The sequence below is a fragment of the Acinetobacter sp. YH12108 genome (genome assembly GCF_013419055.1).
Lineage (GTDB): Bacteria > Pseudomonadota > Gammaproteobacteria > Pseudomonadales > Moraxellaceae > Acinetobacter.
Genome location: NZ_VPAW01000002.1, coordinates 97,746 through 124,064, shown reverse-complemented (window position 1 = coordinate 124,064; position 26,319 = coordinate 97,746). Strand labels below are relative to the sequence as shown.

General features: G+C 43.3%; 24 protein-coding genes. 15 read left to right on the top strand and 9 right to left on the bottom strand.

What is annotated here, in order from left to right; all coding sequences use genetic code 11:
- Position 1: 1 nt before the first annotated feature.
- The 4 genes from FTU46_RS02080 to FTU46_RS02065 all read right to left on the bottom strand — a co-directional run bounded on the left by FTU46_RS02080 (position 2) and on the right by FTU46_RS02065 (position 3,981).
- The gene (locus FTU46_RS02080; protein ID WP_179992452.1) at positions 2 to 1,177 is read right to left on the bottom strand and encodes a benzoate/H(+) symporter BenE family transporter; all 1,176 of its coding nucleotides are present in this window, start codon (positions 1,175 to 1,177) and stop codon (positions 2 to 4) included.
- Between the two features lie 110 nt (positions 1,178 to 1,287).
- Positions 1,288 to 1,947, bottom strand: coding sequence for a leucine efflux protein LeuE (gene leuE / locus FTU46_RS02075; RefSeq protein ID WP_180104242.1), 660 nt, complete (start codon positions 1,945 to 1,947; stop codon positions 1,288 to 1,290).
- 82 nt (positions 1,948 to 2,029) lie between these two features.
- Positions 2,030 to 3,001, bottom strand: a complete 972-nt coding sequence (gene tal, locus FTU46_RS02070; RefSeq protein ID WP_179992454.1) for a transaldolase — start codon at positions 2,999 to 3,001, stop codon at positions 2,030 to 2,032.
- Between the two features lie 89 nt (positions 3,002 to 3,090).
- On the bottom strand, positions 3,091 to 3,981 hold the full coding sequence (locus FTU46_RS02065) for a LysR family transcriptional regulator (protein WP_179992455.1): 891 nt from the start codon (positions 3,979 to 3,981) through the stop codon (positions 3,091 to 3,093).
- 94 nt (positions 3,982 to 4,075) lie between these two features.
- Between FTU46_RS02065 and aceI the strand changes: the two genes are divergently transcribed.
- Positions 4,076 to 4,507 (top strand): chlorhexidine efflux PACE transporter AceI, encoded by a 432-nt coding sequence (aceI, locus tag FTU46_RS02060; RefSeq protein WP_180017578.1) that lies wholly within the window; start codon positions 4,076 to 4,078, stop codon positions 4,505 to 4,507.
- A gap of 97 nt (positions 4,508 to 4,604) precedes the next feature.
- Here the strand turns inward: aceI and FTU46_RS02055 are convergent, their stop codons facing one another.
- Positions 4,605 to 6,122 carry an acetyl-CoA C-acetyltransferase gene (locus FTU46_RS02055; protein WP_004783924.1) on the bottom strand — a complete coding sequence of 506 codons (1,518 nt, stop codon included), beginning with the start codon at positions 6,120 to 6,122 and terminating at the stop codon, positions 4,605 to 4,607.
- 240 nt (positions 6,123 to 6,362) lie between these two features.
- On the opposite strand from FTU46_RS02055, the gene FTU46_RS02050 reads away from it, so the two are divergent.
- From FTU46_RS02050 to dnaX, 5 genes are all read left to right on the top strand, one after another.
- A complete protein-coding gene (locus tag FTU46_RS02050; protein ID WP_004783922.1) occupies positions 6,363 to 7,754 on the top strand; it encodes a 3-oxoacyl-ACP reductase in 1,392 nt (463 codons plus the stop codon).
- A 186-nt stretch (positions 7,755 to 7,940) separates the two neighbouring features.
- Positions 7,941 to 8,795, top strand: coding sequence for a MaoC/PaaZ C-terminal domain-containing protein (locus FTU46_RS02045; protein ID WP_180104241.1), 855 nt, complete (start codon positions 7,941 to 7,943; stop codon positions 8,793 to 8,795).
- Positions 8,796 to 8,854: 59 nt separating this feature from the next.
- Positions 8,855 to 10,117 carry a serine hydrolase gene (locus FTU46_RS02040; RefSeq protein WP_180104240.1) on the top strand — a complete coding sequence of 421 codons (1,263 nt, stop codon included), beginning with the start codon at positions 8,855 to 8,857 and terminating at the stop codon, positions 10,115 to 10,117.
- Between the two features lie 83 nt (positions 10,118 to 10,200).
- Complete coding sequence (locus FTU46_RS02035; RefSeq protein ID WP_180104239.1) at positions 10,201 to 10,644, top strand: copper resistance protein NlpE N-terminal domain-containing protein; 444 nt, start codon at positions 10,201 to 10,203, stop codon at positions 10,642 to 10,644.
- A 275-nt stretch (positions 10,645 to 10,919) separates the two neighbouring features.
- Positions 10,920 to 13,007 (top strand): DNA polymerase III subunit gamma/tau, encoded by a 2,088-nt coding sequence (gene dnaX, locus FTU46_RS02030; protein WP_180104238.1) that lies wholly within the window; start codon positions 10,920 to 10,922, stop codon positions 13,005 to 13,007.
- 7 nt (positions 13,008 to 13,014) lie between these two features.
- On the opposite strand, the gene FTU46_RS02025 is transcribed toward dnaX, so the two are convergent.
- Together FTU46_RS02025 and FTU46_RS02020 are read right to left on the bottom strand one after the other, a co-directional pair.
- A complete protein-coding gene (locus FTU46_RS02025) occupies positions 13,015 to 13,449 on the bottom strand; it encodes a thioesterase family protein (RefSeq protein WP_004783911.1) in 435 nt (144 codons plus the stop codon).
- Between the two features lie 54 nt (positions 13,450 to 13,503).
- Positions 13,504 to 14,661 carry an iron-containing alcohol dehydrogenase gene (locus tag FTU46_RS02020; RefSeq protein ID WP_166134994.1) on the bottom strand — a complete coding sequence of 386 codons (1,158 nt, stop codon included), beginning with the start codon at positions 14,659 to 14,661 and terminating at the stop codon, positions 13,504 to 13,506.
- Positions 14,662 to 14,779: 118 nt separating this feature from the next.
- Here FTU46_RS02020 and FTU46_RS02015 point away from each other — a divergent pair, with 118 nt between their 5' ends.
- The 4 genes from FTU46_RS02015 to FTU46_RS02000 are packed head-to-tail and all read left to right on the top strand — an operon-like array spanning position 14,780 to position 18,518.
- A complete protein-coding gene (locus FTU46_RS02015; RefSeq protein WP_180104237.1) occupies positions 14,780 to 15,289 on the top strand; it encodes a low molecular weight protein-tyrosine-phosphatase in 510 nt (169 codons plus the stop codon).
- Between the two features lie 3 nt (positions 15,290 to 15,292).
- Complete coding sequence (murB, locus tag FTU46_RS02010; protein ID WP_180104236.1) at positions 15,293 to 16,330, top strand: UDP-N-acetylmuramate dehydrogenase; 1,038 nt, start codon at positions 15,293 to 15,295, stop codon at positions 16,328 to 16,330.
- A 5-nt stretch (positions 16,331 to 16,335) separates the two neighbouring features.
- Positions 16,336 to 17,475 carry a YdcF family protein gene (locus FTU46_RS02005; RefSeq protein ID WP_180068760.1) on the top strand — a complete coding sequence of 380 codons (1,140 nt, stop codon included), beginning with the start codon at positions 16,336 to 16,338 and terminating at the stop codon, positions 17,473 to 17,475.
- On the top strand, positions 17,475 to 18,518 hold the full coding sequence (locus tag FTU46_RS02000; RefSeq protein ID WP_004783902.1) for an alpha/beta hydrolase: 1,044 nt from the start codon (positions 17,475 to 17,477) through the stop codon (positions 18,516 to 18,518). The genes FTU46_RS02005 and FTU46_RS02000 overlap by 1 nt, the downstream gene beginning before the upstream one ends.
- Positions 18,519 to 18,603: 85 nt before the next feature.
- On the opposite strand, the gene FTU46_RS01995 is transcribed toward FTU46_RS02000, so the two are convergent.
- On the bottom strand, positions 18,604 to 20,274 hold the full coding sequence (locus FTU46_RS01995; RefSeq protein ID WP_125278993.1) for an FMN-binding glutamate synthase family protein: 1,671 nt from the start codon (positions 20,272 to 20,274) through the stop codon (positions 18,604 to 18,606).
- A 460-nt stretch (positions 20,275 to 20,734) separates the two neighbouring features.
- Entirely contained in the window at positions 20,735 to 21,757 is a 1,023-nt protein-coding gene (locus tag FTU46_RS01990; protein WP_166134987.1) for a YafY family protein, read from the bottom strand.
- A gap of 241 nt (positions 21,758 to 21,998) precedes the next feature.
- On the opposite strand from FTU46_RS01990, the gene FTU46_RS01985 reads away from it, so the two are divergent.
- From FTU46_RS01985 to FTU46_RS01965, 5 genes are all read left to right on the top strand, one after another.
- Positions 21,999 to 23,558: a circularly permuted type 2 ATP-grasp protein gene (locus FTU46_RS01985; RefSeq protein WP_180104235.1), complete on the top strand. Its 1,560-nt coding sequence runs from the start codon at positions 21,999 to 22,001 to the stop codon at positions 23,556 to 23,558.
- Between the two features lie 22 nt (positions 23,559 to 23,580).
- On the top strand, positions 23,581 to 24,183 hold the full coding sequence (locus FTU46_RS01980; protein WP_004783892.1) for an alpha-E domain-containing protein: 603 nt from the start codon (positions 23,581 to 23,583) through the stop codon (positions 24,181 to 24,183).
- A complete protein-coding gene (locus FTU46_RS01975; RefSeq protein WP_180104234.1) occupies positions 24,180 to 24,959 on the top strand; it encodes a transglutaminase family protein in 780 nt (259 codons plus the stop codon). Before FTU46_RS01980 ends, FTU46_RS01975 begins: the two co-directional genes overlap by 4 nt.
- Positions 24,960 to 24,979: 20 nt before the next feature.
- Positions 24,980 to 25,714 (top strand): proteasome-type protease, encoded by a 735-nt coding sequence (locus tag FTU46_RS01970; RefSeq protein ID WP_180002230.1) that lies wholly within the window; start codon positions 24,980 to 24,982, stop codon positions 25,712 to 25,714.
- 114 nt (positions 25,715 to 25,828) lie between these two features.
- Positions 25,829 to 26,260: a BLUF domain-containing protein gene (locus FTU46_RS01965; RefSeq protein WP_180104233.1), complete on the top strand. Its 432-nt coding sequence runs from the start codon at positions 25,829 to 25,831 to the stop codon at positions 26,258 to 26,260.
- Positions 26,261 to 26,319: the final 59 nt, after the last annotated feature.

Here is a 26,319-nt window from a genome sequence, read left to right as displayed (position 1 = left end):
TTTAAGCCAACTGAGGTTTAAGCTTAAATAGTAAATAAACCATCAAACCAAGCAGTAGGCCCCAGAAAGCAGAACCAATGCCGAAAAACTGGATATTGGATGCACTGAACAGAAAGGTCATCAGTGCGGCTTCCCGGTCATGAGTGTCCTGAAAAGCCAGTGCAATGTTGTGGCCAATGGTACCAAATAGGGCAATGCCAGCCAGAACCGTAATCAGAATACCCGGAAAAGCCATCAATAAGCTGGTCAGGGTTGCAGCGAAGAAACCCATCAGGATATAAAATAGTCCACAGCTCATACCCGCGATATAACGTTTAGCCGGATCAGGATGTGCCTGTGCATCCAGACTGACTGCTGCGCTAATCGCGGCAAGATTAACACTGAAACAGCCAAAGGGAGCGAGTAGTGCCTGAGTGAGGCCCGTCCAGCCTAAAATTGGATTCACCTTGGGTGGATAGCCATAACTTTTAATTACAGCCAGGCCTGGTAAATATTGCGATGCCAGATTAATCACCATCAGCGGAAGAGCTAGTCCTAAAATAGCTTGCAGGCTAAATTCTGGCGTGGTCCATACAGGCTGAGCGATACTCCAGTTCAAATGGGGAAGTGTAAAATCGATAAAGAACGGACAGAGTACAATTGCAAGCAGTACGGTAATGACAATGCTATAACGGGTACTGAGCTTTTTAGAAATGAGATAAATGGCCAGTACGGTAAGTACAAAGCCCCAGGATTGTTGCAGGCTGCCAAATACTGAAATACCAAATTTCAGTAAGACACCAGCCAGCATGGCACTGGTCAGACTTTGTGGAATAAACTGAAAAATCCGGTCAAATATTCCGAAAAATCCCAGACAGGCAATCAGGATACCGCAAATCAGAAAAGCGCCAATCGCTTCGGCCAGACTGTAATGGCCTGCGGAGGCAATAATTAACGCCAGACCGGCTGTCGACCAGGCGGTGGAAATCGGATAACGATATTTCCAGGAAAGCAGAAAGCCGGAAACCCCAATACCTATGCCGAGTGCCCATAACCAGGAACTGATTTGCGCTGCATTTGCACCCAGGCTTTGGGCTGCTTCAATGACCAGTACGGCGGATACGCTGATCCCAATCATGCAGGTAATAAAACCCGCCATGATGGCAGGAAAGGAGAGATCTTGTAAAAGTTTAGGCATTATCCATGACACTATTTTTAAATGCGTTTAAATCATACGCTTTTCATATATCAACACAATGTTTTTAACAATTTTTGAAAGCGCTGCTCTTGCCAGAAAGCTGCTGATTCTTAGAAAGTAGATGTCGCCAGTTTGATGCCGAACCCGCAGAATAGAATTCCTACTGAAGCAACCCCGCCAGCGGTCAATTTATAATTCTGGTTGAAATAGCTCGCGAGTTTGACCCCGGAAAAGATCAGGATTGAAAGGTAGGTCATGCTGATCAGTTGCAGGATTAAAGCCAAGAGTGCAAAAGTCAGTGCCGGATAAGGGTAAACAGGATCAGCAAACTGCACGAAAAAAGACAGGTAGAACAGAATCGCTTTAGGATTTAAAACACTGATTGTTAATGCTGTACGGAAGGGCTGAATCGACCCGACAGTTTCAGGAGTAGTCTTTTTAATCTGAACACGTTGTGACGACTGTTTCGGAAAGAAAGTCTGATAGGCGGCAATGATCAGTTTGATACCAAGATAACTGAGATAAACAGCACCAATAATTTTCAGGGCAATAAACAGCACGGGAAACGCATGAAGTAGAGAGGCTGCGCCTAACGCCGTACATAGGATCAGAATCAAGTCACCGGTATAAACCCCTAAGGCACCCATATAACCGGTCTTGATGCCAAAACGAGAGGCAATTGACATGACATAGAGGGAATTCGGCCCCGGCAGTAACACAATTAACGTTGTCCCAATAATAAAGGTCGTTAGATCTGTGATACCAAACACGAAGAACTCGCAAAAATGAAAAAAGCCGATGCGGCATTATAGCAACATCGGCCTGGAGAAATTCTATAAATTCGCTGTGAATTTAGGTGGTGCTCAAAAAACTTTCCTTTAATAAAGCCGCCAGTTGCTCACGTGCCTTGATAAAGCCATCGATACCACCTTGCAGTAATTCACTGGCCATCTGGTCCTGTTTCAGTTGTGCATCAAAATCGGCATGACTGATTGGACTCAGTTCACCTTGAGATTGAATATCTTTGGCTGAAAGCTGAGCCTGAACTTCACGCTGATCATTTTCAAGTTGTTCCAGCAAGTTTGGTGCAACAGTCAGTAGATCACAACCGCTGAGGCCCAAAACCTGCTCAATACTACGGAAGCTTGCACCCATGATTTCAGTTTTAATCCCATGCGCTTTATAGAATTCATAAATGCGCTTCACTGAGAGTACGCCCGGATCTTTTTCAATTGGATACGACTCAACACCTTCCGCTTTTTTGTACCAGTCTAGAATGCGGCCGACAAAAGGCGAGATTAAAGTCACTTTGGCATCAGCGCAGGCATGGGCCTGATGCTGGCCAAACAATAAGGTCAGGTTGGTATGGATACCTTCTTCTTCCAATGCTTTCGCTGCCTGAATACCTTCCCAAGTCGATGCGATCTTAATCAGGATGCGGTCAGAATTAATTCCATATTGATCATACAGCGCGAGTAATTCTTTAGCCTTGGCGATGGTCGCTTCAGTATCAAAAGACAGGGAAGCATCCACTTCAGTCGAAACACGACCTTCAATCAGTTTTAAAATTTCAACACCGAATTTGACGGTCAAAATATCAATCGTGCGTTCAATCAGGGCATTATTCACATAGCCTTCTTGCTGGGCTTGTTGAAAAGCGGCTTCAATCAAGGCCTGATTTTCAGGCTGTTTCGCTGCTGCAGTAATTAGAGATGGATTTGTGGTTGCATCCAGAGGGCGAAATTTCTCAATTGCGCTTAAATCACTGCTATCTGCCACAATAGTCGTCAAGTTTTTTAATTGGTTTAATGCAGTTAATGTCATTACGATCTAGTTCTATGGTTATTGCTTATGCATTCTTATATATCATAAATCATCCCCTTACCAAGTAGACTGTCGTTGAATTTCTGTGATTAATGGTCGGTTTTTCGCTGCTGACGCAAGTGATTAATCAAAAAATGAGCAGCTGTACCCAGTCGAGTTTCCCGACTCCAAACCAGATCGACAAAATATTCAAATTTTGGGGTGAAATCGAGCAGCTGCAAGATCTGTAGCTGCTCCTGCAAATGTAGCTGTTCATTGATCATTTCCAGAGGGAGTACACCCCAGCCCAAACCTTGCTGGATCATGTTACAGGCTGAATGATGATTGTCAGTGCGCCAGTAATTCCGGGAAAAGAGCAGTTCTGGCTTAATGCTACGATCACGACTGGCAACAACAATCTGTCGGTTTTGTAAAATCTGTTCATAGCTGACCTGGTGAAATTGACTTAATGGATGCTGTTTGGCCGCCACAGCGACCAGTACCTCACGTTTTAATTCTATAAACTGTTCCCGGGTTTCTAATTGCTCCCGCTCAAACATCAGCGCTAACTGCGCTGAACCTTCAAATAGCATGTGATGAGCATCTTCCTGAGGTGCGCTAAAGACATTAACTTGCAGCGCTGGAAATTCCCGTTCCAGCAAAACGATATAATCAGTCCAGCGGGTATGGAGGAGCTCAGACACCACCACAATATTCAGTTCAGATTCAAGACCTGAACTAAGTGCTAGGGCATGTTGCTTCCATTGGTTGATTTCAACCAAAAGCTGCTCAGTTTTTTCATACAGTACTTTCGCCTGTGCAGTTGGTTTTGGCTCACGGCCAATGCGTTCAAATAGCACCAGATTAAGATCAATTTCTAGATTGGCAATGGCCATACTCACTGCAGAAGGAACTTTACCAAGTTTACGCGCAGCAGCAGAGAAGGAGCCAGTTTCCATAACCAGTTTAAACATCTGTAGCTGTTCTTGATTAATATTCATGAATTCTATCTTTCATTTTTATTGATAGATTCTAACTCGAATAATCAAATTTAAAGAAATAAAATTCTTTTATCTCCTGACTTGATGAACTGAAATGTTAATTTCGAAAAGAAGACTGATTCATGCCACCTTATATGAAGGCATTTTATTGGTGGTAATTGCCATATTACTGAGTACGCTCATGCATATGCCGCTTGAGGTCACAGGCGCTCTCGGAATTGCGATGGCTGTGACTTCAATGTTCTGGAATATGCTGTTTAATCATTATTTTGAAAAGTTTGAAGCCAAACATCGTCTGAAAAGAACAATCAAAGTGCGGATTGCTCATGCGATTGGATTTGAAGGTGGTTTGATGCTGGCAACGATTCCGATGGTAGCTTATGCATTACAGATCAGTCTGGCGCAGGCTTTTCTTCTGGATCTGGTGATGACGCTATGTATTTTGGTATATACCTTCATCTTCCAGTGGTGCTATGACCACCTTGAGGCCAAAATGGGGCTGGAACCAGACTACCGAAAAGCTTAACTTGAGTCTTTACTAGAGTAATCCTCAAATACTTCGCTAATAATATTGCAATAAAAAAACCGCTCATAAAGAGCGGCTTTTTTATATGAGGTTTGGATTATTTTTCAATAATAGCTGTTACGCCTTGACCACCAGCTGCACAGATCGAAACCAGTACACGACCCGAACCTTTCTGATTAATCAGTTTTGCTGCAGTTGCGATAATACGACCGCCAGTTGCTGCAAACGGGTGACCTGCAGCTAGAGAAGAACCTTTTACGTTCAGTTTGGCACGATCAATTGAACCTAGTGGAGCATCCAGACCTAAACGTTCTTTACAGAATTTTGGATCTTCCCAAGCTTTCAGCGTTGAAAGTACTTGCGATGCAAATGCTTCATGAATTTCATAGTAGTCAAAATCTTGAAGTTTCAGACCAGCACGTTCCAGCATACGAGGGACTGCATAAGCAGGTGCCATCAACAGGCCTTCTTTCTTCTCTACGAAATCAACGGCAGCAGTTTCCTGGAAAGTCAGGTAAGCCAATACTTCATGGCCATTTGCTTTAGCCCATTCTTCAGAAGCCAATAGCACACAAGACGCACCATCAGTCAGTGGAGTAGAGTTACCCGCCGTCATGGTACGTGCATCGCCTTTACCAAAAGCAGGTTTTAGTTTCGCCAGTTTTTCAACTGAAGAATCAGGACGCAAGTTGTTGTCGCGTTCAAGACCCAGGAATGGAGTTACCAGGTCATCAAAGAAACCTTCTTCATAAGCTGCTGCCATTTTCTGGTGTGAAGAAGCAGCTAACTCATCTTGCGCTTCACGGGAAATACCCCATTCCAGTGTAGTAATCGCCTGATGGTCGCCCATAGACAGGCCAGTACGTGGCTCACCATTTTTTGGTGCGTCCATCAGGTCTTTTACATTGATTTTAGTCAGGGCTTTTAAACGGTCTTTCGCCGTTTTCGCAATGTTCAGCTCAAGTAATGCTTTACGTAAGCCATCACCGAAAGCGATTGGCGCATCAGAAGTCGTATCTACACCGCCTGCGATTCCCACTTCGATTTGACCTAGAGCAATCTTGTTCGCGACCAGGAAGGCCGCTTGAAGGCCAGTACCACATGCTTGCTGGATGTCATAAGCAGGGGTTTCTGGTGCAAGAGCCGTATTTAGTACACATTCACGCGTCATGTTGAAGTCGCGGCTGTGTTTCAGTACAGCACCTGCAACCACTTCACCTAAGCGTTGACCTTGAAGGTTAAAACGTTCAACCAGACCATTCAGGGCTGCTGTGAACATATCAGTATTGGATGCCGTAAAGTAAGCACCGTTAGAACGTGCAAATGGAATGCGGTTACCACCGATAATAGCAACGCGGCGAACTGTATTTTGGCTCATGTTTGGTTCCTGTTGAACAGAAGTCTGTGTTATAGATGTTGAATCTTGTTGGCTTGAAGTCGTTTTTTTGGTACGTGCAGATGTACTGCGTGTACGTGTGGTTTTAGCCGGACTTTTTTCTGCGGCATTGGCTGTATCAGGATTTTTAGTGCTACGCTTGCTACGCGTTGATGGTTTTGACACAGTTTCTGTCGCAGAGTTCTCGACTGCTGGATTATCTTGAGTTGTTTTGCTCATAAGGCTTTACCAGGCAAATAGATCGTCTTCTTGGCGGTTACATTAGCATAGAAGAAGATAGGCTGTATTGACTACAATGACATTACAGACTGCGCTTAGGTCAAGTCATCTGCCTGTTATCTCAAGTATGATTGGGCGGAAACTGGTAGATCTATTGAAATATAAGTGTCTGGCATCATACTGAAGTTTAAGGATAACTTTAGATCAACCAAAAATTAATTTGTATGAGAGATAATAAACATGACTGATCAGTACCAAACTTTTGCAAAATCTCCTATTGGTAAATTTGTCATTAAAAATTTGGGTCTGCCATCCCCAACTTCTTTAGACCGTTTTGAGTCTGCTACACCAGTTGTCAAAGGTGCGGTATTGTTTGGAGCAGCACCGGCAAGTACCTTGACTGGTGCTATTGCTCAGGTTCTGGCAAATATTCATGCCAATAGTTATGCAGGTAACAATGCTGAACTGCAACAGGCTGCTGCATCGGCTGGACTGAATCTGGGCGCGTTTAATCCGGGCGATAAAGAATCAAAATTCAAAGTTGTCATTTTTGATGCTTCAGGAATCGAAAATTCAGAACAATTAAAATCACTTTATGATTTCTTTAACCCGATTGCGCGTCAAATTCAAAGTTCTGGCCGTGTGGTGATAGTGGGGACTACGCCTGAAACTGCTAAATCAGTCAGTCAGTCAATTGCTCAACGTGCACTGGAAGGTTTTGTAAAATCTGTTGGTAAAGAGTTTAAAAAGGGAATTGCAGCGAACCTGATCTATGTAGATGCCGGTGCTGAAGCAAACCTTGAGTCTGCTTTACGTTTTGCAGTTTCTCCACGTTCTGCCTATGTTTCTGGTCAGGTGATCCGTGTTTCACCTGCTGAAAAAGTGGATGTGGACTGGACTAAACCATTAGCGGGTAAAACTGCTGTAGTGACCGGTGCGAGCCGTGGTATTGGTGAAGCGATTGCTCATGTATTGGCACGTGATGGCGCACATGTTATCTGTCTGGATGTTCCGCAGCAGCAAGCGGACCTTGACCGTGTAGCCGGCGAAATTGGCGGTTCAACTTTAGCCATCGATATTACTGCTGCAGATGCAGGTGAGAAAATCAAAGCAGCAGCAGCTGAGCAAGGCGGTCTGGACATTATTGTGCACAATGCCGGTATTACCCGCGACAAGACTTTGGCCAATATGAAACCTGAGCTATGGGATCTGGTGATTAACATCAACCTGTCTGCCATTGAACGTGTAAATGACTATTTAATCTCCAACGATGGTCTAAATGCTAATGGTCGCATTATCTGTGTATCCTCAATTTCAGGTATTGCAGGTAACCTGGGTCAAACCAACTATGCAGCGTCTAAAGCGGGTGTGATTGGTGTGGTGAAATTTACAGCACCAACCTTAAAAAATGGTATAACCATTAATGCTGTTGCACCGGGCTTTATCGAAACACAAATGACGGCTGCGATTCCATTTGCAATCCGTGAAGCAGGCCGCCGTATGAACTCAATGAGCCAAGGTGGTCTACCTGTAGATGTTGCAGAAACAATTGCCATGTTTGCTTCTACGGCTTCAACAGGTTTAAATGGCAACGTGGTTCGTGTCTGTGGTCAAAGCCTGTTAGGGGCTTAATGGAATCTTTCCCGACCTCTCTTTATAAAAGAGAGGAGAAGTCTCCCTTTTATAAAGGGGGATTAAAATTCTAAAGAGAAAATTCCAAGAATTCTCAAAACCTCTCCAGTGCTTCACTTTCATACAATGATTGAAGTATGCTCAGGAGAGGTCACTTTATAAAGATAATATTTCCAAAGGTTCAGTATGAATACGCGCCATTTTAGTCAACTTCCAAAACCTTATTTAGCCTATCCAAAAGTGATTCAAGGCTTGATTTTTAAAAAGCCGAAAGCTGAAAAAGTTCTACCGCAAGTTGAATATGTGGTGGATTCATTCAAGGTCGATCAGAAACATTTAAAAGCCTATAATGAAGTATGTGGCTTTAAAAATAATGGTTATATTCCAGCTATTTATTTGACCGTGCTGTCTCAAAGTCTGCAAATGCACATGATGACCTCGGAAGCATTTCCGTTCCCGATTTTAGGACTGGTACATATCCGTAATCAGGTCAAGCAATACCGTAAAGTCGGTGTAAATGAGACTTTAACCTTGTCATGCAAATTTGGTGAATTACAGCCCCATGACAAAGGCGTTCAGTTTGATTTTATTACCACAGTCAAAGTGGGCAATGAAGTCGTCGTTGAGGCATTAACGACTTATCTTTCACGTCAAAAGACTGATGTTAAAGCGGCTGTTAAACCGGCAGAAAGTAAAGCACCAGACTATAAGCTGAATACTGAATGGAAAATTTCAGAAAATACCGGCCGCCGTTATGCCATGACTTCAGGTGATTTTAATCTGATTCATATTCATGCTGTTACAGCGAAGGCTTTTGGTTTTAAGCAGGCGATTGCACATGGTATGTGGAGCAAAGCCAAAGCGCTGGCTAATCTGTCATTGCCGGATGCGTATGAAGCCGATGTCTGGTTCAAGCTACCGATGTACTTGCCTTCTAAAGTTGAGTTTCTAACGGCTCAAGCAGAGAATGATACAGATTTCCTGATCCGGAATAGCAAAAACCAGAAGCCGCATGTGACCGGCCATGTAAAAGCGATTTAAATCTAAATCAAAAGCCTAAACTCGATTTAGGCTTTTTCATTTTAAGGGATCAAAATTCTATGGATAGAATGATGCAGCCAATTAAAGATTATCTGTTTGCTGATCAGCATAATTATCAGGGCGATGTAGATGCGCGTTTTCGCGACCTTGCTCGTCAGTTTAGCCGCTTACAGGATGCACGTACTGATCAGGGTGGTGCGGCACTTGTTGTATATTTTCAGGGAAAAAAAGTTGTCGATATCTATACCGGGAAGAAGTCTGTCACTGAAAACTGGCAGCCCGATACCATGTCACTATGCTATTCCACTGGCAAAGGTGTACTGGCGACATTAGCACACATTCTGGTAAGTAAGGGTTATCTCGACTATGACAGATCAGTTGCAGAATACTGGCCTGAATTTGCTCAGAAAGGTAAACGGTCGATTACTTTGGCACATATGCTGAGCCATCAAAGTGGTTTGTTTGATATCCGTAATATCATTGATGATGCCACTGAAATGGCTGACTGGTCACACATGCTGGAGCGGATCGCGGCAGCTGAGCCACGTTTTCAGACCACGACTGATGCCGCTTATCAACCTTTGACTTTTGGCTGGCAGGTGGGTGGAGTACTGGAAAAGGCAACTGGTAAATCATTAGGCCAATTAATGCAGGAATATCTGGTTCAGCCTCTACAATTAAATGGTGCCTATTTTAGTGTGCCGATGGATGAACTGCCTCGAGTTGCGCGACCGATCTTTAAAGCAAAGTCTGCATCTCAATCTTCTAAAGGCAAAAGAGTAGTTACACGCAAACCCGGTTTAATGGAGCGTGCTCTGGTCTGGAGTGGCCAGAGCCCCCAAGATTTTCAGGATGGCATGATTCCTAAAGGCATGAAGAATTTTAGCTTCTTTAGTAATGAGGGATTACAGGCGATTATTCCTTCAGCCAATGGGGTCTTTACTGCAGACAGTCTGGCAAAAATCTATGCGATGTTGGCCAATCACGGTGCTTGGCAAGGCCAGCAGTTGATTTCACCTCCAGTATTCCAGCGACTAAGCCAGGTGCAATATACCCGTCGTGATCGGGTGATGCCTGTGCCAATGCACTGGCGTCTGGGTTATCACCGTATTTTGACATTGGGTAAAGCCTCTACAGGTTTTGGTCATATGGGCTTTAACGGTTCTGGTGCCTGGTGTGATCCGGAACGCGGTTTAAGTTTTGCCTATACCCATAACTTCCCAACAGGTTCATTAACTGGAGATTACCGTCTTTGGGGGCTGACGCAGGAAACTTTGCGCTGTGCTGATGCGGTATTGACGGGAAGAAAAGGCTGGCGATAACTGAATATCCTTGATTTGGGAGTTTAGTCAGCCATTTAAAATATGCTATTTTGTGGCAAATTCCAGCGCTGCGAAATGAAACCATGAAAAAAGTAATACTGATTCCCTTAGTGGCAACCGGTGCTTTATTCGGTTGTCAGGATCAAACCCAGTCAGCTAAAAATACTATTGTTGAAGCCAAGGCACAGATTCCAGCATGGGCAGGAGAGTATCAGGGTACAACTCCTTGTATGAGCTGCTTGTCCCGTTGTGATGATTGCCCGGGTATGGCTGTCATGCTAACCCTGCATGAAGATCAGACTTATACTTTGGAGCGTGAAAGCCTGAGTGGTCATAATGAGGTGGAAACCTTTAGCGGTCCGATTCGTTTTCAGGATGATTCTCATCAGAAGATTGAACTGGTGAATGTAGCGACTCGTAATTTACTGTATGTTGATTTGGAAGAGTATGTGCTGGAAATCCGTGAAGACAAAAGCGGTAAACGCTACCAGATGCAGAGTGATTTTATTTTAGGGCGATTCGCTTAAACAGATTCAACCCAATCCTTTATCTTTGATCAGAAATTTTTATTTCTAAGATTGTATTAATCCGCTCAAATAGAGCGAAAATCAATAGATATTTTATTTTCCAAATATACTAAAAATATCCTGATATTTCAGTCAGGCATAAAAATGGAGCAAACAGCTTCGAGATAGTTGATTTAAATCAGATTGATAGGTCTATCTCTCCAGATCATAACTGATTAATTCATTCACTATTTTATAAAAAAACAGTATGCTTAGACCTGTAAAAAGGAGCATACATGTATCAAGTACTTGCGCGAAAATACCGTCCCCGCAATTTCAACGAATTGGTCGGTCAAAACCATGTTTCACGTGCCTTAACCAGCGCACTGGAGCGTGGCCGTTTGCACCATGCCTATTTGTTTACGGGAACGCGTGGTGTTGGTAAAACCACGATTGCACGTATTTTGGCGAAGTGCTTGAACTGTGAAACCGGTATTACTTCGACTCCTTGTGAGGTATGTCCGACCTGTACCGCCGTCAATGAAGGCCGTTTTATTGACCTGATTGAGATCGATGCGGCATCACGTACCAAAGTCGAAGATACCCGTGAGCTGCTGGACAATGTCCCTTATGCGCCAACTCAGGGTCGTTTCAAGGTTTATCTGATCGATGAAGTACATATGCTGTCCACGCATTCCTTCAATGCTCTATTAAAGACACTGGAAGAACCACCGGAGCATGTCAAATTCCTGTTCGCAACCACAGATCCACAAAAGTTGCCGATTACAGTTATTTCTCGCTGTCTGCAATTCACTTTGCGTCCATTGGCTGTCGATGAAATTACCGAACATCTGGGCAATATCCTGACGAAAGAAAGCATTCAGGCTGATCAGGATGCGATCTGGCAGATTGGAGAATCAGCACAGGGCTCGCTTCGTGATGCCTTATCCTTAACAGATCAGGCGATTGCCTATGGTCAGGGTGCCATTCAACATCAGGATGTCAAAGACATGCTGGGCTTGATCGACCGAACCATCATTTACGATCTGATTCTGGCGATTCATCAGAATCAGAAAGCACGTGTTAGCGAATTATTATTGCAATTCCGTCAGCAGGCGCTGGATGTATCACTGGTATTAGATCAGCTGATTTCTACCCTGCATGAACTGGCTTTATTACAATATCTGCCGGATTTAAGCCTGAAATACAGTGCCGAGATCAATCAAAAGATCATGCAGTTATCGGCTTTGATTTCAGCACAAGATTTGCAACTGTATTATCAGATCGCCTGTAAAGGTCGTGCTGACCTACAGCTTGCGGTTACGCAAGAGCAAGGCTTTGAGATGACGGTGCTACGTTTGCTAGCCTTCCGTCCGTTACAGCCAAATGAAATTCCAGCCAATACAGTTCAGATATCACAAGCTGTAGCTGCATCAGCTCCACAGCAAAATCAGATAACGCAGCAGGAAAGTGCGCCGGTTGCTCAAGCTACTGGAGAAGATTTTTCATTAGATGCTGGCTATGAAGACGAGCAGGATAATCATCCAGTCACTGCACAGTCTGAACCATCTTCGGATGATTTTCTGGATGAAGACGAGCCAGAAACCAATTCTGAGCCTCAAGTTATACAAGCTGAATCAACTAGGGTAGAACAATCTGAGTCTGATCAAATTGTATTTGATCCAAACCTGGAAGATGGCCTGTTTGGTTTTGACGATGTTCCTGCAGAACCTGTTCCATCCAGCCCTGAAGCCAGCAGTGATGATTTTCTTTTAGAAGAATTCATTCCTGAAAAAGATATTGCCGCACCAGTAGCACAGGAACCAGAGTTTAGCCTAGATGCTTCAGCTACTGAATCAGAACAAGTGGTTCATAAAGCAGATGAAAGTCAGTCAGAAATTTCTAATCAGACTAAGGTTGCATCAACTCAGATCGCAAATACGAATTTTTCTACAGACCGTAATCTGATGCCTCAGGATATTCTGCAAATTCCGGTACAGGATATGCAGGGTGAATGGACGGTAGAAAAATGGGAATTCTGGTTCCGTAATAGCCAGTTATCTCCGGCAGTTCAGGAACTGGCTCAGTATGGCATCATGACCGGCCAGATTAATGCAGCATCGGTCTTCCATATTCCAGAGCGTTATCAGCCGCTTTTGTCGCAGCTACAACATCATCTGGAAGCAGCTTTGCGGGAACAATGGCCGCAGACCATTTTCCAGGTGAAGTTTGAAGATGTAGAGCAGTTAACGCCATATACCATGCAGCAAGAACGTAAAGTACGCGCTTTTAAACGTGCAGAAGAGCTGCTGCATGCTGAACCGGCTATACGTGACTTGCTGGAACAGTTTGATGGTGAATTGCACAATATTCAGCTGAAATAAAATAATTTTAGGCTGAGACAAAACGCGCTAAAGCATCCCGCATTTCAGCTGGAATCGGGGTGCTTTTTCGTGTGTGGCGATCGACAAACACATGCACAAAACTGCCTTGAGCGGCTGCCGTATCAGAATTCATTTTAAAGATTGCCAGATCATAGCTGAGAGAACTATTCCCCATTTTTTCTATGGCGACACCTACCTCAATAATTTCCGGATAAGACAGCTCCTGATTGAACTGGCATTGCGAGCTGACCACCAGTCCAATCATTGGAGAATATTTGGGATCAAATGCGGCTTCCTGAATCAAAAGGGCATTCGCGGCCGTATCAAAATAGCTATAATAAGTGACATTATTGACATGGCCATACAGATCATTGTCTGCCCAACGAGTCTGTATCGGCAGAAAAAATGAATAATGTTCGCGTTGTTTAAGAGCTGCTTTCATATTTTTAAATAACTTGTAGTGGCTAGATCTGCTGTGTCGAAAATAATCCTAAATCTAATAGATCGCCTGATAGATGTTGTAAGCATCTTCCAGAGTAAGTTCACGTGGATTGTTCTGTAACAGGCGGCTCTGTTTCATGGCATCTTCCGCCATAATCATCAGCATATGTTCAGGAATTCCTAACTGTTTGAGTTTCAGGGTTAAGCCACTTTTCACCAGATGGTTATTAAAATGATCAATAAACAGGTCAGTCAGGCCATCGTGACAGCCTTTGCTTTGTGGATCTAACCAGCACATCAGTTCGGCATAGAGCGATTTGGCATCCGGCGTATTAAATTTCATCACCTCAGTTAATACCAGTGCATTACTATGTCCATGTGAAATATGGAAATGCCCACCTAATGGATAAGCCAGTGCATGCACAGCCCCAACCGGTGCATTGGCAAAGGCCTGACCTGCCAGCATAGAACCAACCAGCATGTTTTGACGTGCGTCCAGATCCTGCCCATCGTCCAGCACACGTTGCAGATTGGCATTTAACAGTTTCAAAGCATGCTTGGCCAGCATATCGGAATAAGGATTTTTTTTGATTTTAGAGGTATAAGCCTCAATAGCATGAACCATGGCATCAATGCCAGTCGCAGCAGTAATTAAGGGCGGCAGATTCTGGGTAAATGTTGCATCCAGAATAGCAGTATCTGCAAACAGGATCGGTGCCACAATTCCGGTTTTCGTAGTTTCACCTGTAGTGACAATTGAAATCGGAGTAACTTCAGATCCTGTACCTGCAGTGGTAGGAACCAAAATCAAGGGCAAACGGGGGCCAGTAGCCTGATTTACGCCATACAGATCAGACAAAGATTGGTGCTGTGCCGGATGACTCAAGATTGCGATCAGCTTGGCGACATCCATAGAGCTGCCACCACCAAAGCCAATCACGATATCGACATTTTCCTGTTTGGCAAAATCTGCTGCTTCAAGCACTACATGCTCAGGTGGATCGGCCTGTACATCGGAATAAATTGCATAATCTAGTCCCGCATCTTCAATAATTTCCAGAATAGGCAGGTGTAATTGATGCTGTAGCATGCCTGGATCAGTGACCAGTAAAACACGCTGATAACGGCCCTGTTTGAGAATAGAGGATAATTCCTGAATCGTGCCGAGGCCGGCGATGATGTTGGGAACGGTTTGAAACTGAAATCGATTCATGTCTTTATCCTTTAATTTTTATCGCAAATACAAAATTATTATGGGGCGGTGATATAGGATTCATCAGGTAAATAACTTAACATAAGTATCTTGAAAATGATTAACTCTGAGGTTGTTTATGTCATCCAGAACGCCATATAAGGTGTTATGTGTTTGTTTGGGAAATATTTGTCGTTCTCCCACGGCAGAAGTGGTACTCAGACATTATTGTGATGAACAGAAACTCGATATTGTGGTCGACTCAGCAGGAACCAGTAATTACCATCCGGGGAAAGCACCTGATTTGCGTAGCCAGCAACATGCCTTAAAACGGGGTTATGATCTTTCTGGCCTGCGTGCGCGTCAACTCAAAACCCATGATTTTATTGATTATGATCTGATTCTAGCGATGGATCTGGAAAATCTGGCAGATATTCAGGCGCTCCAGCATCAGGCAGAGGCAGAATTCGGACGCCTGCGTGCCCAGGTTGTTTTAATGAGTGAACATGATCAGCACTATCCAAAACAGGCTTTGCCAGATCCATATTATGGCGGGGCAGATGGTTTTGAACGTGTCCTGAACCAATGTGAGTCCAGCAGTCGGGCCTGGGTAGAAATTTTTAAACAACATCAAACAGAAAAGGTTTAAGTCATGCAGATTCAGACTCAGGTTCAACTTAAACCTTTTAATACGCTAAATCTCGAAGCGATTGCCGCTTACTACAGCCGGATCCAATCAACTGATGATCTGATTGCTGCACTGGAGTTTGCTGAGCAGCAACAACTGAATGTGCAGATTCTTTCTGGCGGTAGCAATATGTTATTGCCGGAACAGATTGATGCACTCGTCCTGCATATGGATATCCAGGGCATTGAAATGCTGGAAGGAAATGAGCAGCATCAATGTCTGCGGGTAGGTGGGGGCCAAGTTTGGCATGACTTCGTACTCTGGACGACAGAACAGAAACTCTATGGTCTACAGAATCTGGCCCTGATTCCCGGACTGGTCGGCGCATCTCCAGTGCAGAATATTGGGGCATATGGTGTCGAAGTCGGCGAATTTATTCATGCGGTAGAGGTCTATGACCGTAAGCTGAAAAAATTTGATTCCATTCCTGCTTCAGACTGTCATTTTTCCTATCGTCATAGTATTTTTAAAGATGATCCAACACGTTATGTGATTACACACGTTACTTTTAAATTACTAAAACAGGCAAATCTGAAACTGAATTATGGTGATCTTAAAGCAGCGGTGGGTGATAATCTCACAGCAGAAAACTTGCAGCAGCAGGTGATCCGGATTCGTCAGAGCAAACTGCCTGATCCTAAAGAATTTCCAAACGTGGGAAGTTTCTTTAAAAATCCTATCGTAAATCAACAGGTTTTTGACCAAATTGCTGTGCATTTTCCTAATTTGCCCCATTATCCGCAGGCCAATGATCAGGTTAAAATGGCGGCAGGCTGGCTGATTGATCAGGCAGGCTGGAAGGGGAAACAGCTTGGGCCAGTTGGCATGTTCCATAAACAGGCACTGGTTCTGGTGAACTATGGTCATGCTTCTCTGACGGATGTCCGTCAAACCTATGGCGCAGTACAGCAGGCTGTCTGGGACAAATTCAAGATTATGCTCGAACCTGAACCGGTATTATTTGATTGTAAAGGCTTAATTCGATCTCATCAGGATAAATAACGTATATGAAAAACACCCATTGGATGGTCCGTTTAGTACAAATCGTCGCAGGACTGTTTGTATTTTTCGGCTGTCTAGTGATGTTGATCTATTCGCCATTTTATTCGCAGCTTGTAGTTAAGGGACTCAATCGATTTGTGTCTTTTGAAATTAACGAAGTCGCAGCACAAAGCCAGAAAATGGCTTCCTTGAGTGAAGATGATACGCTCGAACCAGGTTCTGATCAGTGGATTGCCCGTCAGGCTTATTTGCGTGTGATGGAGCAGGATATCCAGAAAAATCATTCTGCCAATCTGATGCTGATTCAGGCACGCTACAAGATACTGCAACAGATGATTGAAGAACATCAGCGTGAACAGCAGGAAGAAAAAGCAGAACAGAACCAACCTGCACAAGTGCCTTTATTGTCTCAGCAAGAACCTGTGGAAGCCGTTGACCCGACTCAGAAGGTCCGCGAACTGCTGGAATGGGACAGTAATGAAAACAAGGAACGCATTGAGCAATATATTGAATTCTTGACGACTCATCCTCTGGAAGATGAAGAAGCGAGTGCCGTACAGGTCACAGCGAAAGAGGAAATCAAGGAAGATCTGGCTTTACTGCAAGAACAGCAGCAACAGAAACCGGTCAATCAGTCTAAACCTTATGCCATTGTGGTCTTAGGTGGTGGTTTAACTTTACATGAAAATGGTAAGGACATTGTGGTCAATGACTATACGCGTTTGCGTCTGGAAACCACACTCGCAGTTGAAAAACAGTATCAGTTACCGATCGTATTGAGTGGTGTGGAAGCGCCGTATATGCAGCGCTGGTTACAAAATTACAATGTCGATGCCAAATTGCTTGAAGACCGCAGCATGAATACCTGTGAAAATACCCGTTTCAGCTCGTTATTATTGCAAAAAAAAGGTGGGGCACCGACTGTGATTCTGATTACCGACCGTTATCATATGCCGCGTACCCGTCGTCTGTTTGCACTGAATGGTATTCAAACGATTCCAGTGGAAGCACCGATGCCGAAGTCCTTGACCCGTTGGCGTCCAAGTCGACAAAATTATGATCATAGTCGCCGTGCCAATTATGAAATGCTGGCCACTATCCGCGATATGTGGTTTGGCTCCAGTGACTGTCGGGAGGTGCCTTAATGTCTGATATTCCGTTTTTAAATCCGACCATCCTGAAACAGCTGGATTTACCTGTGCCAAGCAGGGAAACAACGCCACAGCTTTTACAGCCCTTAAACTTGAATAGGGATGACCAGCCGACTATTGATCTGCTGTCTTATCGCAGACTATATGGTTTCGATTTGCTGGATTGCAAGCATTGGCAGGGCTATGTACAGATGCCGCTGTTTAAACTGCATGTGCAAGTATTTACACCTAATCTAGAAAATACCCGTTTTGACAAAATTCAGGGAACGGCGTTTCTATTACATGGATATCTGGAACATAGCGGAATTTATCAGCCGATCGTACGTGAGTTGCTGGAACAGGGTTTTAGCGTTCTAACCTATGATCTGCCGGGGCATGGTCTGAGTGATGGTTCATCTGCCAGTATCCAGAATTTTGACCATTATCAGCAGGTTTTGCATGCGGTATATCGCTATGTCAAACATGCCGAGCAGTTACCTAAACCATGGGTCGGTATTGGACAGAGTACCGGTGGTGCGATCTGGATGCATCATTTGCTCGAATTTGCAGAACGACGTGAAAATCCGTTTGTAGATCGCGTGCTGTTATTGTCACCGTTGATTCGTCCGGCTAAAACTGCCTGGTGGCATAATCCGCTCGGACTCGGCATTATCAGCCGGATCAAGCGTGAAGTACCACGTCATTTCCGTCGTAATAACCATAATCCTGAATTTCTGCGTTTTATCCGCCTCAAAGATCCTTTGCAACCCCGCATGATGGGCATGGACTGGATTCTGGCGATGTCACGCTGGATGCAGGAAATGGAAGCACGTCCAGCCTGTCGTATCCCTGTCTGGTTAGCTCAAGGTGCTCAGGATCAGACAGTGGACTGGCGTTACAATATTGAATTTATCCGGCGCAAGTTCCGCCTGCAAACTTTGCTAATGCTGGAAGAAGGTTCACATCAATTGATTAATGAACGCGCGGATATCCGTGCAGCACTCACAGGTTTAATTCCAGCCTTTTTACATGCGCATGGCAGTAAGACCTATTATTAGACTGTGACACTCTCAATTAAAAAAAAGGCGTTTTAGTAAACGCCCTTTTCTTGTCTAATTTGACTAAGTTTTGATTCTTATAGGCTCAAAAACTTTCCAGTTTGGCCATATTCCACATACGGAAATAAAAGTTTTCCTCATCTTTATTTTCACAGTGTAATAATTCACCTTCTTTAAGCCAGAAATGAATCTGGGCAAAGTTCTTGATTTCATGATTGCTGATTCGCTGTGCCAGATGATGCGGTTTAATAGCAGAAGGATGTTTTAAACCTGCTGAAGCGATTAGCTCAGACAGGGCATGCATTGTATTTTTATGGAAATAAAATACTCGCTCGGCCTTAGTCGGGACATGCAGGGCTTTTTGACGCTCTTTATCCTGAGTAGTGACTCCCACAGGGCATTGATTGGTATGACAACTTTGAGCCTGAATACATCCGACTGCAAACATGAATCCGCGCGCTGAATTAACCCAGTCAGCTCCAAGTGCCATGGTACTAGCAATATCAAAGGCACTGATAATTTTCCCGCTTGCACCAATTTTAATCTTGTCTCTCAATCCTGCACCGACCAAGGTATTGTGCACAAACAAAAGACCTTCTCTTAAAGGAGTACCCATATAGTCAATCAATTCAATTGGTGCAGCACCGGTACCGCCCTCAGATCCATCTACCACAATAAAATCAGGATAAATTTTGGTATGTAGCATGGCTTTCACCATACTCATAAATTGCCAAGGTTGACCCAGACAAAGCTTGAATCCGACTGGCTTACCTTCAGAAAGCTCACGTAGTTGTTGAATGAAATTCATCATTTCAATCGGGGTTTTAAACGCCGGATGTCCAGAAGGTGAGACACAGTCATGTTCACGGCTAATCCCGCGAATCTGTGCAATTTCTTCTGAAATCTTGGCTTTAGGTAAAATGCCACCATGCCCAGGCTTGGCGCCTTGTGAAAGCTTGATTTCAATCATCTTTACCTGAGGTAGCTTAGCTTTTTCTGCAAATTTTACCGGATCAAACTGACCTTCTAAGGTCCGGCAGCCAAAATAGCCGCTACCAATTTCCCAGACAATGTCACCGCCATGTTCCAGATGATAAGGGCTGATACTACCTTCACCGGTATCATGAAAGAATTTGCCTTTTTGCGCACCAAGATTTAAAGCCCGAACCGCATTGGCACTTAAACTCCCGAAACTCATAGCCGAGATATTCAAAATTGAAGAAGAATAAGGCTGCGTACACTGCTCATTGCCGATCAGAATGCGGAAGGTTTCTGGATCAGCAGGTCGGCAAGGAGTGAGAGAGTGGCTAATAAACTTATAATTTTCTTCATAGACATTCATGATTGAGCCGAAAGGCTTATCTGAATTTTCATTTTTGGCCCGTTGATACACCAGACTGCGCTGCATACGTGAAAATGGCAAAGCATCCCGATCCGCTTCAATAAAATACTGACGAATTTCAGGACGGAATTCTTCAAAGATAAAACGAAAGTGGCCCATAATCGGATAATTTTTTAAGATTGAATGTCTGTTCTGCAAGACGTCATATAGGCCTAGCAGGCTCAGCAGAATACTAACGATCCATAGTGTATTCACTAAGGTTGCCGGCATAAAATAATAAATATAGCGCGGCTCATAACCGATATGAAAAATCGTAAAAATAACGGCGATGGTGATGCAGGCAAACCAGACCGAATGCCGTGAAAAGAAAGTATTAAGTAATTTGTGTCGTACTAATTGCGCAGGGTTAGCCATTATGAAATTAAATCCCTATTTCCACTACGATAGCGTTTAATAATGTGCAGAGCTGCCTGGCTTATACAAGCATAGAATTGTTTTTTAATTTTATAAACTTGCTGAAAATGGAGCGTAGGCCGCTATACCTCACTTCTAGATAGATAATAAATTTTCCAAATAATCTTCTATGGAAAAATTGTGCAAAAGGCATGCATTCTTTTTATTTCAAAAACAGGCTTAAGCGCTCTATAGTGATTTTTATCCCCACAGCAGGAGTGTAAATTATGACAAAAAAATCGATCCGTTTTAATAATGCAGAGCTGGCTTGCTCATGTTATCAGACTCTTTAATTTCTAATGTGACACATCCGGTCTGTTTTCTGGGGCAAGAGGAAAGCAGACCGGCTCAGTAACAGACCACCAGAACAATAAGAAAAATAAAATGATAAATTGATCAGGTCCCCAAAATGGGGACTTTTTTATTCTTTGGAAGAGACTGAATCAGTTTCATTCACTTGGTAAACAGCATCTGCCACTATTTTTGGTTCGATATTTTTGATTTTATTGCCAAAACTTCGTAACCACCAAACCAGTTGTGAGGTAAAAGGCACAGTTGCGCTAATCAGGGCTATGCCATTTTCAATTTTTTCAATTTTTTGATCTTTGCTGAGCTGACTTTCTTCAAAATAGTGCGCATCAGATTCAGGCATGCTCAGTTGAAGCAATACATTTTCCGTTGGCTGGTTAAAATCGACCCGGAATCCTAAAGCGCCAGATTCAATATATTCATCAATATCAAAATTTACCGGGTGTAGGGCACGAGAATTCAGCACCTCTGCTGATTTAAAACGGTGCAGGGCAAAGGTCTGAATATCCGATTTATCATGACGGGTACAGACCAGATAGATAATTGAACCTTTTTGCACTAATGCCAGCGGATTTAAAATATAGGTTTTCTCTTCGCCATTATGACCACGACCCTGATAAACACATTCCAGCTGTTTGTCCTGTAACAGGCCTTCGTAAATCGCCTGTTGGGCCGTTTTATCAACGACAGGCGGAATAAGCGGTTGGGTAGCTGGCACGATTCTGACCCGGTTAATCCATTGTCGTACGTTATTTTGTGAAGACAGGCTGCGTCGAGCCAGATCAAACCAGGGATTCATTTCTTCAATCAGACTAGGTGGCAGTAGGTGTTTGAGATGTTCTTCCACCATCATAAAAGTCACCGCCTGTGAACTGGTCATATGCGGCAAGCTTTGAATAGGGGCATCTGAACGCCAGCGCCAGCCTTGTGGTGTGGTTTTACTGCTCTCAATCGGAAAACGCTGGGCAATCTGATTCAGGTCACGCTGAATGGTGCGTAAACTGATCTCGATCCCTTCGCGATTCAGGATTTCCTGGAGTTCACGGGTTCCCATCCATTTGCCGGTAGAAAGACGCGACAAGATTTGCCATTGGCGGTAAAGGCTATTGGAGGTTTCTTTTTCTTGTGCTGACATAATGTATTTTTACTGGCAATCAGTGGAAACAAATTAAATATGAGCTTACCACAATAAGAAATCTGAATTTTTTTCGCAAGTTATTCTGCGCAACAATTGACCTACAATCCGTAAACATCTTGGCGAAAAATGATATTGAGTGAATAGGCACTTTACTGGGTTAATACAGACTTCGAAACGGATGTCATGGCATGGATATTGCTTTGATTTTATTATAATAGATTACAATGAAGAGGTTTGTATGCTAAAAGAAAGCCAGGATACAAATACTATTACAACAGTAGAAAATCATACTGCAGCAGATTTAAGCAAAAATTTTACAGATACTACAGCACTTAATATTTCAATCAAGCACAGTCCGCATTTTTTATACCAAGAGATTTCTTCGAAATTTTTCAATGAAATGCGTGATCATCAGGTAATACACAGTCAGGCAGGTCAACGAATTGAAGAATGGCTGTCACAGCATACACTAGATGAACTGAATCAGCTAAATGAAGTAGCAAAAGAACATTTTCTTTATGACGGTATTACGTTTACCGTGTATGGAGATGAGCAAGGCACTGAGCGGACTATTCCTTTTGATGTAATCCCACGGGTGATTGCCCGTAAACAGTGGAATATGGTGGCACTCGGTTCAGCACAGCGTGTTCAAGCCTTAAACCTGTTTCTGCATGATATTTATCATCAGCAGGATATTCTTAAAGCCAATATTGTCCCTGAGCTTCAGGTGCTCACCCATGAAGCGTATCAGCCACATATGTACCAGCATCATTTGAAAGGCAGTATCTATAGCCAGATTAGCGGGATTGATATTATCCGAGATTCCAAAGGTGAATTTTATGTACTGGAAGATAACCTGAGAACGCCATCTGGGGTGTCTTATATGCTGGAATGCCGCAAGATCAGCCAGAAGTTAATGCCAAAAGTGTTTGAGCAATCCAATATTGCCGGTATTGAACAATATCCAAAACTCTTAAAAGAAATTCTGGCGGAAAATGCTTATACCGATAATCCATTCATTGTGGTTTTGACCCCGGGTCGTTTCAATAGTGCATACTATGAACACGCTTGCCTTGCAAGGGAGATGAATGTGCCTTTAGTGACATCACGTGATCTTTTTGTTGAGAACTCGAAGGTTTATGTAAAAACAATACGTGGGCGTCAACAGGTTGATGTTATTTATAGAAGAGTCGACGACGCCTATCTTGATCCACTGTGCTTTAAACCAGACAGTACTTTGGGTGTTCCGGGCTTAATGTCCGCATATTTACAGCACAATGTTGTAATCGCAAATGCCCCGGGTACAGGTGTGGCAGATGATAAATCGATTTATCCTTATGTCGATAAAATGATTCATTTTTATTTGGGTGAAAAACCGATTTTAAATAATGTTCCAACCTACCAATGCCGTAATCCGGAAGATCTGGACTATGTATTGGCAAATTTGGATCAGCTGGTCGTCAAGGAAGCACAAGGTTCTGGCGGTTACGGCATGCTGATTGGGCCACAAGCCTCTCAACAGCATATTGATATTTTTAGAGATAAGATTTTAGCTGCGCCGCATTTATACATTGCGCAGCCAACTTTGGATTTGTCGGTCAGTCCGACTTTAAGCAATTTTGGTATTGCTGAACGACATATTGATCTGCGTCCTTTTGTCTTGAGCTCACCTTACCGCACTGAAATTGTGCCAGGTGGTCTAACCCGGGTAGCCATGCAGGCAGGCTCACTGGTGGTCAACTCATCGCAAGGTGGCGGGATCAAAGATACTTGGGTAGTCGACAACTTACATTCATAACATTCCAAAGAAGGATAACGTCATGGTTTTGTTAAATACCAATGCGCAACATATTTTTTGGTTAGGCCGTTATTTATCTCGTACCCAGTTTTTATGTTCGCATTTTCCATTTTTAGATGATGAAGCCGCTGTGGCTTATGCACATGCTTTCTGTTTGCCTGCGTTTGATGCCAGTTCATTAAATGAGCTGGTTCTGGATAGTACCCAGCCGACTTCATTTACCCAGCAGTTTCAGGTGGCAAAAGACAATATTCAGGAATTGCGTGGTGTATTGTCTGGCAAAGCCTATTCCGAATTGCTGAAACTGATTAAAACTGCGGATCAGAATGCCGGTTATATCTGCGATGTCGTGACAGATTGTGCTGAAATTCTGGAAGCAGAATCATCAGATGTATTTCTGTTTTTCAGTCTGGGCCAATGTCTGGAACAGCTTGATCAGCAGTTACGTCTCGGTGAGGATACTACCCGTACCTTATGTAAAATTGATTATATTGTGGATACGCTCTGTGAGATTGGCTGGGGCAGTGTAAAGCAATACTGGACACAGTTACGTGCTGCACCTGATCTGAAGCAGTTTTATCAGTTTAGTGATCATATTCATCGCTTGTTCGAGGCTGATGTATGAAATTGATGGTGAATCACCAAACGCAATACACGTACACAGCCGAGGTGAGGAACAGTATTCAGTACATCAAAATGATGCCTTCCACCAATGAACATCAGAAAGTGCATTATTGGGATGTCAGTGTACCGGGTCAGAAAGTGATTCGGCATGATGCCTTTCAGAATCTCTGGATGACCAGTACACAGCGTGAATCCTATCATAGCCTGATGATCATGGCACAAGGCATCGTTGAGCTAAATCTCAAGCATGAGCAGGGCTTAAATGATTCCTTAAATCCATATCTGTTTTTACAGCCGACTGAAGCCACAAAATGTAATGCAGAGATGAAGGATTTTGCAGAGCAGCATGTTCCAGCACTAACTCGTAAACATTTAATCAGCTTGGCCCAAGCCGTACTCGAACACGTTCCTTATATAGCAAATAGTACTACGGTACAGGGGTCTGCGATTGATGCTTTTGAAGCACGTCAGGGCGTCTGTCAGGATCACAGTCATATTTTTATCGCCATGTGTAAACATTTAGGTTTACCATCACGTTATATATCAGGTTATCTTTATGCACAGAATGCCTCACATCTGGCGAGTCATGCTTGGGCTGAGGTATTTATTGAACAGGCATGGTACTGTTTTGATGTGAGTAACCTGTTATTTACGCCTAGTGCGCATGTCTATGTTGCGGTGGGGCGCGACTATTGGGATGTTGCACCAGTACGTGGTGTAAGAGAAGAAGGCGGTGTGGAATCCATGTATTCCATCGTCCAGGTACTAGGATGTTAATTCATTAATAAGGACAAAAAATGACGTATTGTTGTGCCCTTCGTTTAGAGCAAGGTATGCTATTTATCAGTGATACACGTACCAATGCTGGTGTGGATCACATTTCGGTATTTCGAAAATTATATACCTTTGGGGTAGATGGGGAACGCGTTATCGTACTCCAGGCCTCCGGAAACCTGGCAACAACACAGGCAGTGATCGGACATATCAGAAATCAGCTGGAGCTCAGGCAGGAACCGAATATCCTGAGTTTACCGACCATGTTTGATGTCGCGGAACTGGTGGGTAATACGCTCAAAAAAGTAATTGCCAATGTGACGGATGATAGTTTAGAACAAAGTACTTACTATTGTAATTTCTTGGTCGGCGGCCAGATTAAAAATCAGGAAATGCAGCTTTATCATATCTACCCGCAAGGTAATTTTATTTGTGCGACACGGGATACACCATATTTCCAGATTGGTGAAAGTAAATATGGTAAGCCGATTCTGGATCGTGCCTTGACCTATGAGATGCCACTCGATGAGGCATTACGTTGTTCTCTGATTTCTTTTGCTTCTACCTTACGTTCAAATGTATCTGTCGGTATGCCGCTAGATGTACTCGTCTATAAAAAAGACAGCTTAATGATGCCGAAAGGTAAACGTATTGCCGAAGACGATGAGTATTTTACTGATATCAGTCGACAGTGGTCAGAAACTTTAAAGAAAGGCTTGGCGGAATTACCTACACCATCGAATGATTATTTCTTATAATATTTATAAAAATGAAAATAAGTTTTTCTTATAAGAATTAGTAAAAATTGACCGTTTAGTATACAGTGCTAACTTCTATACGATATTGCATAGATAAGAATAGAGGTTAGCCGCATGTACCAATTTTGTTACGCCAGTGAAAGTACCTCGTCCAAAGCCGACTTACTTCAAGATTTAACGGATATCCTTAAAGAAGCACGTGATTTTAATCATCCTAATCAAATAACAGGGGTGCTTTATTTTGCTGATGGACATTTTTTCCAGTGCCTGGAAGGTGAATGTCTGATTTTAAAAGCTTTACTGACAGAGAGACTATCTAAAGATTCACGCCATAAAAATATTAAACTATTTGAAACCAAAGAGATTGAGCAGCGTACTTTTGGCGACTGGTCGATGAAATACATTTCTAAACGCAGTTCCATTCAACAATTCTGCCAAGAGATGGGATTTGAAGTTTTTACACCATGCGATTTTAACCAGGAACAAGTAGATGCCTTACTATTTGAACTGTCATTAATCGAAAATGAAGAGCAAAAATCGGCTTAAATGCTGACTTTATAAAAAAGCCCAATTTATATTGGGCTTTTTTATTTTTGGCTAGTTTT

What these genes read in the sequence shown, in the direction of transcription:
- murB (WP_180104236.1), top strand. Translation starts at nt 15,293, where the DNA reads ATGCAGATTCAGACTCAGGTTCAACTTAAACCTTTTAATACGCTAAAT.
- FTU46_RS02040 (WP_180104240.1), top strand. Translation starts at nt 8,855, where the DNA reads ATGGATAGAATGATGCAGCCAATTAAAGATTATCTGTTTGCTGATCAG.
- FTU46_RS02005 (WP_180068760.1), top strand. Translation starts at nt 16,336, where the DNA reads ATGAAAAACACCCATTGGATGGTCCGTTTAGTACAAATCGTCGCAGGA.
- FTU46_RS01995 (WP_125278993.1), bottom strand. Translation starts at nt 20,274, where the DNA reads ATGGCTAACCCTGCGCAATTAGTACGACACAAATTACTTAATACTTTC.
- dnaX (WP_180104238.1), top strand. Translation starts at nt 10,920, where the DNA reads ATGTATCAAGTACTTGCGCGAAAATACCGTCCCCGCAATTTCAACGAA.
- FTU46_RS02055 (WP_004783924.1), bottom strand. Translation starts at nt 6,122, where the DNA reads ATGAGCAAAACAACTCAAGATAATCCAGCAGTCGAGAACTCTGCGACA.
- FTU46_RS01990 (WP_166134987.1), bottom strand. Translation starts at nt 21,757, where the DNA reads ATGTCAGCACAAGAAAAAGAAACCTCCAATAGCCTTTACCGCCAATGG.
- FTU46_RS01965 (WP_180104233.1), top strand. Translation starts at nt 25,829, where the DNA reads ATGTACCAATTTTGTTACGCCAGTGAAAGTACCTCGTCCAAAGCCGAC.
- FTU46_RS02035 (WP_180104239.1), top strand. Translation starts at nt 10,201, where the DNA reads ATGAAAAAAGTAATACTGATTCCCTTAGTGGCAACCGGTGCTTTATTC.
- tal (WP_179992454.1), bottom strand. Translation starts at nt 3,001, where the DNA reads ATGACATTAACTGCATTAAACCAATTAAAAAACTTGACGACTATTGTG.
- aceI (WP_180017578.1), top strand. Translation starts at nt 4,076, where the DNA reads ATGTTAATTTCGAAAAGAAGACTGATTCATGCCACCTTATATGAAGGC.
- FTU46_RS01985 (WP_180104235.1), top strand. Translation starts at nt 21,999, where the DNA reads ATGCTAAAAGAAAGCCAGGATACAAATACTATTACAACAGTAGAAAAT.
- FTU46_RS02045 (WP_180104241.1), top strand. Translation starts at nt 7,941, where the DNA reads ATGAATACGCGCCATTTTAGTCAACTTCCAAAACCTTATTTAGCCTAT.
- FTU46_RS02080 (WP_179992452.1), bottom strand. Translation starts at nt 1,177, where the DNA reads ATGCCTAAACTTTTACAAGATCTCTCCTTTCCTGCCATCATGGCGGGT.
- FTU46_RS01970 (WP_180002230.1), top strand. Translation starts at nt 24,980, where the DNA reads ATGACGTATTGTTGTGCCCTTCGTTTAGAGCAAGGTATGCTATTTATC.
- FTU46_RS02000 (WP_004783902.1), top strand. Translation starts at nt 17,475, where the DNA reads ATGTCTGATATTCCGTTTTTAAATCCGACCATCCTGAAACAGCTGGAT.
- FTU46_RS01980 (WP_004783892.1), top strand. Translation starts at nt 23,581, where the DNA reads ATGGTTTTGTTAAATACCAATGCGCAACATATTTTTTGGTTAGGCCGT.
- FTU46_RS02025 (WP_004783911.1), bottom strand. Translation starts at nt 13,449, where the DNA reads ATGAAAGCAGCTCTTAAACAACGCGAACATTATTCATTTTTTCTGCCG.
- FTU46_RS02020 (WP_166134994.1), bottom strand. Translation starts at nt 14,661, where the DNA reads ATGAATCGATTTCAGTTTCAAACCGTTCCCAACATCATCGCCGGCCTC.
- FTU46_RS02015 (WP_180104237.1), top strand. Translation starts at nt 14,780, where the DNA reads ATGTCATCCAGAACGCCATATAAGGTGTTATGTGTTTGTTTGGGAAAT.
- FTU46_RS01975 (WP_180104234.1), top strand. Translation starts at nt 24,180, where the DNA reads ATGAAATTGATGGTGAATCACCAAACGCAATACACGTACACAGCCGAG.
- FTU46_RS02050 (WP_004783922.1), top strand. Translation starts at nt 6,363, where the DNA reads ATGACTGATCAGTACCAAACTTTTGCAAAATCTCCTATTGGTAAATTT.
- FTU46_RS02065 (WP_179992455.1), bottom strand. Translation starts at nt 3,981, where the DNA reads ATGAATATTAATCAAGAACAGCTACAGATGTTTAAACTGGTTATGGAA.